Origin of the sequence: Pseudoalteromonas sp. NZS11_1 (genome assembly GCF_015864275.1) — a bacterium.
Taxonomy (GTDB): domain Bacteria; phylum Pseudomonadota; class Gammaproteobacteria; order Enterobacterales; family Alteromonadaceae; genus Pseudoalteromonas; species Pseudoalteromonas arctica.
In genome coordinates this window covers 23666-31123 of sequence record NZ_JADYXK010000037.1, presented here as the reverse complement: position 1 = coordinate 31123, position 7458 = coordinate 23666, and the positions used below count along the sequence as shown (strand labels likewise).

At 39.0% G+C, this 7458-nt stretch carries 6 protein-coding genes; 2 read left to right on the top strand and 4 right to left on the bottom strand.

All coding sequences use genetic code 11. The annotated features are described in order from the left end of the window. Window positions 1-104 precede the first annotated feature (104 nt). Window positions 105-248, bottom strand: a complete 144-nt coding sequence (locus tag I6F44_RS18235) for a hypothetical protein (RefSeq protein WP_197174320.1) — start codon at window positions 246-248, stop codon at window positions 105-107. A gap of 59 nt (window positions 249-307) precedes the next feature. Beyond that, window positions 308-562, bottom strand: a complete 255-nt coding sequence (locus I6F44_RS18230) for a hypothetical protein (protein ID WP_197174319.1) — start codon at window positions 560-562, stop codon at window positions 308-310. A gap of 347 nt (window positions 563-909) precedes the next feature. On the opposite strand from I6F44_RS18230, the gene I6F44_RS18225 reads away from it, so the two are divergent. Further along, complete coding sequence (locus I6F44_RS18225; RefSeq protein ID WP_197174318.1) at window positions 910-1335, top strand: hemerythrin domain-containing protein; 426 nt, start codon at window positions 910-912, stop codon at window positions 1333-1335. Window positions 1336-1459: 124 nt separating this feature from the next. On the opposite strand, the gene I6F44_RS18220 is transcribed toward I6F44_RS18225, so the two are convergent. Together I6F44_RS18220 and I6F44_RS18215 are read right to left on the bottom strand one after the other, a co-directional pair. Next, the gene (locus tag I6F44_RS18220) at window positions 1460-3976 is read right to left on the bottom strand and encodes a plasma-membrane proton-efflux P-type ATPase (RefSeq protein WP_197174317.1); all 2517 of its coding nucleotides are present in this window, start codon (window positions 3974-3976) and stop codon (window positions 1460-1462) included. 274 nt (window positions 3977-4250) lie between these two features. Beyond that, window positions 4251-4664 carry a hypothetical protein gene (locus I6F44_RS18215; protein WP_007581772.1) on the bottom strand — a complete coding sequence of 138 codons (414 nt, stop codon included), beginning with the start codon at window positions 4662-4664 and terminating at the stop codon, window positions 4251-4253. Between the two features lie 426 nt (window positions 4665-5090). On the opposite strand from I6F44_RS18215, the gene I6F44_RS18210 reads away from it, so the two are divergent. Continuing rightward, complete coding sequence (locus I6F44_RS18210) at window positions 5091-7451, top strand: TonB-dependent receptor (RefSeq protein WP_197174316.1); 2361 nt, start codon at window positions 5091-5093, stop codon at window positions 7449-7451. The last annotated feature ends 7 nt before the right edge of the window (window positions 7452-7458 follow it).

Here is a 7458-nt window from a genome sequence, read left to right as displayed (position 1 = left end):
TTTAATTGCCGCTGAATATGTTGCGCGTTTTGATTTCGTCATTTTTTCACCCAAATTTGTATGCTTAATTAGCATAACATTTCTTTCTTAATGGGTGGCCAAAATCACTGTACCACTACATTTTTACGTGTATCGGTTTCGTATGCAATATCTGCTTGTTCCATACATTTTGCCGAGCCTGCGTAAGGCTGTGCCGCACAAGCGCTTAGTAATAAAAAAAGTGGAATTGCTATCAATAATTGCTTCATAACTAATCCTATTTTTACGCAACTTATTTACTTTAAATTACAGCTGCAAGTTAGCCTATTTACTTTTCTACCACCATTACAAAAAATTCAAAAAAGAACGTACCGATAGCATCAAAAAAAGTATCATTTTTTTCATCCTTTTTAATTTGTGCGCTAATGCATTGATTATAAACTTCTGAGCTTGTTTGAGCGCCATTTCGATCAACCATTTCAGCCTCTTCAATGCATAAGTTAGGGTCAGAACGAGGGGTTGTACTACACGCACTTAGTAAAGCGCACAGCAATAATGCGGCGATGGGGCTTATTATGTTCATCCTTAAACTATCCTATTCAGTTAACGTGCTACCTGCATTTATACCGATTGGTATTATATGTGGGAGTAATACATATAGGTTGTACCTAAATAATGTTGCTACTTTATCACTGCAATAAAATAAACAACCAGTAAATATTTGTAAGGTTCTGTAGGGATTTATACTCCCTTTATAATTGAACTATGTAAAATCCTGAAATTATTGCATTCATATCACTGTAAAATTTACAGTGATATGAGCATAAAAATAGAAAATAAAAATAAAATCGATAAAATACATCAACTTAACATTTGGCATTTAGTTTGCACATTAGTGATATAAGCAAATAAATTGTAAAAGGATTAGTTATGAATATTTTTGAATCACTACGTCACGATCATGACAAACAACGAGAATTAGTAGATGCGCTTATTCAAACGCACGGCGAAACAGAGCAGCGCCACACGCTAATGGACGAGCTAAAAACAGAACTAGAACAACACGCAAAATTTGAAGAACGTTACTTTTACAACCCACTTATGTTTGATGACTTAACTCATGAAAAAGCGCGCCACAGCGTAGCTGAACATCACGAAATTGATGAATTAATTGAACAACTTGAAGATACCGAAATGAGCTCGTCTGCATGGTTAGTTGCAGCTAAAAAGCTGCACCATCTGGTACATCATCATTTAAGTGAAGAAGAACACGAAGTATTTCAATTGGCTGGTAAAGCACTAACCGAGGGGCAAAAACAAAGCTTAGCAAAGCAATATAACGATGCAATGCACTAAATACTTTTTATTTGTGAGTAACTCTATTCACAAATAATTGAACCACCTTATATACACTCCCTTGTGTACTATTGGTTATAAGCCACTTGGCTTATAACCATTTTTTCATTTTTAAGCCTATGCGTTAACTCTTCTCTAACAAGGGTGCTTCTGTTGGATCAAAAATTCGATAAGCCACTAGCTTCAAACCATCGTTAATAAAAAACCACACCAAAGCATATGCCCACACGGCAAGTGCCCATCCCCATCCTAGTGGGGTCATAAACACACCATAAACAGCAATAAGTGTTGCTATAACTTGCGTGCCAAATACGGCGACCATTAATATAGCAGACGGTTTAATAGACCAAAATGGACCTCGGGTACGCGCTAAAAATATAGTCAAATGCCCTGCTACAGAAAGTAATAAGTACATTAATGTTTGAAGATGAGGACGGTCGAGTTCAAATACTTTATCCCCTAAGTAAAATAAACCAAAGGCTGCAATTGGCCCTACAATTCCCAGCACAGATGCAATACCTAAAACGAGCCGCATATTCCATGTCTCGGGCTTATTTTGATAATGCACATTGTCGTATGCAATAGACAAAATGGCGGCATCGTTAAGTAAAGCAAGCATTACAATCATGACTGCTGTTAACGGATAAAAGTTAAAAATTAATATCGCCATTGTCATAAAGAGTAGTACGCGCAGTGTTTCAGCAACCCTGTAAATAGCGTAACTGTTCATGCGTTGAAATATTTTTCGGCTTTCTTTAACTGCATCAATAATAACCGATAAGCCATCGGTCATTAACACAATTGATGCTGCTGAACGCGCTGCATCTGTAGCACCCGATACAGCAATGCCACAGTCAGCTTTTTTAAGTGCTGGCGCATCATTTACGCCATCTCCTGTCATGCCAACAATGTGCCCTCTATGCTGAAGCACATCAATAATATAGTATTTATGCTCAGGGAATACTTGCGCGAATCCATCAGCGCTCTCGATTGAGTCATCTAACTGCGTTGTTTGGTGATGCTCAGTTGCACCAAATCCACTAGCATCAAGAATGTTTGTTCCTAAACCCAGTTTACTTGCCGTTTCGCGCGCAATGGCAACTTGATCGCCCGTGACCATTTTAACGCTCATACCCATTTTTTTTGCATCGGCAATGGTTTGTATTGCTTCTTCACGCGGTGGATCAAAAAGTGGCAATACGCCTATAAATTGCCATTTACCTTGCTCGTCTGTTTTAGCAACCGCTAAAGAGCGAAACCCACGTGCTGCAAATTCATCTATTGATGCCTCAACTTGAGTTTTAACTGCCTCAATATTAGCCGACAAGGCTAAAATAACCTGCGGTGCACCTTTGGTCACTTTAAATGTTTTGCCATCATCATTTTTAACGATTGCTTCAGTACGTTTGCTCACAGGATCAAATGGCTGAAAATGCTCTATATGATAAGAATCTAGATGCTGCTCAGCTTTTACACTTTGTAATACTGCTAAGTCAATCGGATCGTTATTTTCTGAGCGAGATGCTAATGCCGCGTACAATATAACTTGCTCAGCAGAGCCTTTATTTATTGAGTTTTCGATATAAAACGGGTCACCTAACGTTAATAGGTTTTGTGTCAATGTGCCTGTTTTATCAGAGCACAGAATATCAACACCTGCTAGCTCTTCAATTGCAGCTAAACGCGTTACAACCACTTGCTTTTTAGCCAATAAACGAGCGCCTACAGCCATAGTAACTGATAGCACTGTTGGCATTGCGACTGGTATTGCCGCAACGGTTAATACCAGTGCAAACTGTAATGTGGTGATCATTGGATCATCGCGAAACAAAGCAACAATAACTATAAGCAGTACTAAAGCCGCAGCAAGCATTATTAAATAATTACCAATTTTAAGCACTGCACGCTGAAAATGACTTGCGGTTCGCTCCCCTTGCACTAACTGTGCTGTTTTACCAAAAAAGGTATTAGCGCCGGTTGCGTAAACTATTGCTTCTATTTCACCTTGGCGAATAATAGAGCCCGAATAAACAGTTTCACCCGCCGACTTTACAACCGGTAACGACTCACCCGTAAGTGATGATTGATCTACTTCTACTGGATCACCATTTAGCAAACGCGCATCTGCAGGCACTATATCGCCCATCCGCATTCTAATAACATCACCTGGTACAAGTTCGCTGGCACTTAAGTTTTGCCATTGAGTATCGCGGAGAACGCGTGCTTTGTTCGCTAACTTTGCTTTTAATGCAGCAATTGCATTACCCGCTTGGTGTTCTTCCCAAAAGCCGACCAATACGTTGGACAACAATAATACAAGAATAATAAAAAAATCGGCCCAGTGTTTAGCAAGTGCCGATAAAATAATAGCGGCCTCGATCATCCACGGTATTGGCCCCCAAAAGTAAGATAAAAACTTGAGTAATAAATTTGGTTTTTCTTCAACTAGTTCGTTAGGTCCATATTGTGCCAATCTTTGTGTGGCATCAGCTTGGCTTAACCCGTCGGATGATGTTTTTAGCTTTGCTTGTAATTGTACTAAATCAAGCTTGCTCCATTCATCGCAATTTTGATTGTGTGAAGACTTGTTCTCTGAACGATTTGATGACTGATGCGCCGACGAAATTTTAACCTTTTCCATACAACATTGAGTTGAATAACTTGAGGTAATTAAAACCTACTAACCGTATAGCTAACATAAACTAAAGCTGTCGATATTGTTCTTACAAATATATTAACTTTGATCTAACGCAATATTTAGGATGAAATAATATAAAAAGGATTATTTTTAGAAGATGACAAAGAGGTTGGATTGTTAGAAGAAGTGCTCAAAGGCTATACATTGGGCTGAAATAGTAAGCAACTCAGCCCAATGTATTTTTAGCTACAACCTTAAGGGTATAACTATTGTTTTATTACTTTACAGTAAATTTTACGTCTTGGTCGCGTAATAAGTAAAGTGCAAAACACGCAGCCCACATTGGCCATGCAGTGAAGAATAATAAGTTGTTAAAGCCATCTATATACTGGTTGTACGAAGAAAGCGTTGATAAGCCATGCATTACAAAAATGATTCCGTAAGTTATGCGCTTTTTAATACCCGCTAAAAATGCCAATACTAATACAAGTTGTAGAGCACCGATAACATAAGCAACTATGTCAGATGAGCCACTAATACCGTAAAAATGTTCGAAAATACGTGCGCTATGACCAGGGTTTACGAATTTATCGAACGTCCACATAACCATTACAATAAATACGCCTAAACGCAAAGATAAAAGTGACCATTGCAAACGGTTTTGCACATCAGAACTCATTGAACCTGTCATAAAATTTCCTTAAATGAATATTAATAAACGTTGAAGTAACCTAGACCGTATAAGTTATTTTTTATTTCAAAAAAATTTAATTATTTTAACTAAAAAAGTAATTAAGCTTTGTAGTAATAAAAGTGAAGCTTATTTTAGGAATTAAAAAATGCTGCGTAAAAGTTAACAACTTTAAAATGTTAGCAGGTGAAAAGTAGTCTATAATTAAAAAAGCCCATTAAAAGCAAATATTTACATTCACTCTAATACAATCGCTCTATTGATATTTTATCGACTGATAAAACTATAGTACTTAATTACCACCTTTATAATACATCTGTTTTGTTATGTTCTAAAAAACAAAAAGAATCGAAATTTTACTGAAATTTATTTTTAATCCTTTCGGTCTTTATCGCCAACAACATTTTAACCGTAGAGAGAAAACGTTTGAAACACGCATATTTAGCACTTTCCCTAGCCACCATATTAAATACACCACTGAATGCTTTTGCAGCCGAAGAATCAAAAACAACAAAAGATGGCGCAATAGAACGCATTGAGGTGGCAGGCCAAGTTATTAAATCTCAAGGTCTTTCGGTTAAAAACGCCACTGTAGACGGCCCTTTTGGCGACAACTTAGCCCTACAAGATATAGCCCGCTCAGTCACACCAATTTCAAGCGAGTTAATAGAGCAACTCAATATTACGACTTTACAAGACGTGCTCGCAGTAAGCCCTAATACATATTCAGCCAGTGGTTTTGGCGCACCAAGTTTACCTACTATTCGTGGGCAATTAGGTGAGCTTTTTCAAGATGGCACACGCCGCCAAGCCGGTAATAACGGCTTTGGTGTGCCCTTATCGTTCAACTCTATAGAACAGATAGATGTGGTAAAAGGCGCGCCGCCGGTATTATTTGGCTCAAGCCAACGCAACGGTGGTTTTGTAAACTTACATTCTAAAAAAGCATCAACTGACGAAAGTAAAGGCAAAGCAACTGTATCTGCAGGTCGATGGGATCAGTACAGTGTTTTAGTGGATTACAGTGCACCCATTGTAAAAGATAAAGTAGGTTTTAGAGTAAGCGCTGAACACATAGATAACGGCAGCTACTACGACTTTTCGGGCACAAAGAGCGACAGCTTATTTGCATCATTACGCGTATTACCCGATGACAAGAGCAGCTGGGATATTAACTTTGAGTTATACCAAGTTGAATTTACCGATAACGCAGGTATTAACCGCCCTACTCAAGCGCTAATAGATAATGGCCTTTATATTACCGGCCAAGGCGTGCAAGCAAACGGCAGTACTGTACCGGCAGCAGGTTCAATAATCTCACCAACTGGGCAAGTAAAAATAGATCGCAGTACAGTGCTTACCGACCCTGATAATCAAAACGAAGCCACTACTTATTTACTACACAGCATTTATAAGCGTGAACTTTCAAACAATGCATCAATAAAAAACATTACGTATTTTCAGCACTTACAACGCGAAGAAATTGCACAAAATAGCTTTGTTGAAATTATAGATGGTGCCGACACCGCGCAAAACCGTACCGAGCTTACCTATCTTTGGAATAGCGACCAGCAAACAATTTTTGCATTTGATGTGCGTTATAACCGCGTATTAGGCTACAGCCAATTTACAACAGAAGCCGATTTACCTATTGATTTAACTGGCCCACTTTCAAACCGCCGCATTCCTTTAACTGATGTACAACAAGCGCGTTTAATTGAAATTAGCCCAGGTGTATTTGTATCCCCTGGTGGTCAATATGATATTAATAATGACGGCAGTGGCGACTTTAACTTATCAGACACTACCGATTCGCGCTCATGGCAAACAGGCTTTGCTATTCAGCAAGATTCTGATTGGACAGATAAGTTTCATACAAGTGTTGGCTACCGTATTGATTTTTATGACGTAGACGCGCACGACCCAATAGCGCCAGAGGGTGAAATTGCAGCTCGCGATAGCATTAACGATAAGCTACATTCTGGGCAAATAAGCTTTAACTACCGATTAAACGGTGATTACACCACTTATGGTGCAGCAAGTTACAACGAAGCCACATCAAATAGCATGGCTGGCGGCACGTCTCTTGGTGGCGACAACACGATTAGCGCGCAAAACTTTTCAACCGAAAATACTTTAGTTGAATTTGGTTTAAAATACGCACCAACCGACAGTGATTGGTACGCCGATGGAGCAGTATTCAGCCAACGTCGTAGTTTACGTAATCGCGATGGTAGCAATACCGGCATTCGTACTACCGGCTTTGAAAGCCAAGTATTTTATGATGCTTACCCTTATTGGCTAAGTGCTGGCTACAGCTATATTGATGCTCGCTACGATAATTCTGCAAGTAGCCAAGATTCAGCACAAGTAGCAGATGCATTTGACAACTCACGTCCAGATATTATTGAAGGTACCAGTGTTGGCGCACCTAGCTTTACCGCTTTTGCACCTTCAAACACCCGTGTACAGGGTATCCCTGAGCAATCGTTCAGCTTTAACGGAAATTATTCAATTAATTCGAAATGGCAAACGGGTTTTTCAGGTCTATATACAAAGAGTTACCCATTAGACTTTTTGGCGACAGTAAAAATTCGTGATCAGTACACACTAAACGTAAATACTAGCTATGCTTTTACGCCTAGTACCAAGTTACGATTAGATGTGAACAACGTAACGAATCAAAAAAACTGGCGCCCAGTATTTGAAGGCGGTTACTTTGGTGCAACTTTAGCTTTTCCTGAGTTGCCAATTAACGCCAAGCTAACCCTTACGCATAGTTTTTAAGAGAGAG